Annotated in this window: 2 protein-coding genes; one reads left to right on the forward strand and one right to left on the reverse strand. The window is 63.1% G+C overall.

The window, feature by feature from the left end; all coding sequences use genetic code 11:
• Nucleotides 1-209 (reverse strand): TetR family transcriptional regulator (locus tag A5771_RS21865; protein ID WP_234783009.1); only part of this gene is annotated, 209 nt, incomplete at its 3' end.
• A 260-nt stretch (nt 210-469) separates the two neighbouring features.
• Between A5771_RS21865 and A5771_RS21870 the strand changes: the two genes are divergently transcribed.
• The coding region (locus A5771_RS21870; protein WP_131808905.1) for a TetR/AcrR family transcriptional regulator at nt 470-651 on the forward strand (182 nt) is incomplete at its 3' end.

A 651-nucleotide genomic window follows, 5' to 3' on the forward strand; every position in this document is an offset into this window, starting at 1 on the left:
CGTGAGGCGTAGTAGTGGTAGATCGCCGGGGCTTGCAAGTCGGCTGCGGCGGCAACGTCACTGAGGCGAAGTCCGGCATAGCCGTTCTCGGACAGCACATGGGCTGCCGCATCAAGTATCCGTGCGCGTGTCGACATCGCTTCAGAAGGCGCGTCGCCCGCGACCGCGGGCTTGCTCTCCGCCGCCGGCCGTCGCTTTTTCGTGACCACGAAGCGATGATAAATGCGCCTCGACGAGCGCGGTGCTCCCACCGGGGCCGCCGGTCCCGCTTTCCGTCCCGCAGCCGGAGTCATCGGCGGGACAGCCTCTATCAGCGGCGTATCGCATGGGATTTAATTTAACATAAAAAATTACGCCTTCGTCGTCCGGAGCCCGACGACGTCAGCAGTCGCCGGGCCACGGGGATCCAATCCGCAAGCCCGCCGGATCGGGCAGCGATCGGCGAAGGCGATCTCTATATGATCGAACGGTGGCTAGAAAGCGGACCGCCCCCGCCGAAGATCAGTCGAAATCGGAGCGCACCCGTTCACGCATCCTGGATGCGACCGCCCATGTGCTGTCCACCAAAGGCTTTGCCGGAACCCGGCTCACGGATGTCGCTGAGTATGCCGAACTACAAGCACCGGCGATCTACTACTACTACGCCTCACG

The organism is Mycolicibacter sinensis, from assembly GCF_001667375.1.
Classification (GTDB): Bacteria; Actinomycetota; Actinomycetes; order Mycobacteriales; family Mycobacteriaceae; genus Mycobacterium; species Mycobacterium sinense_A.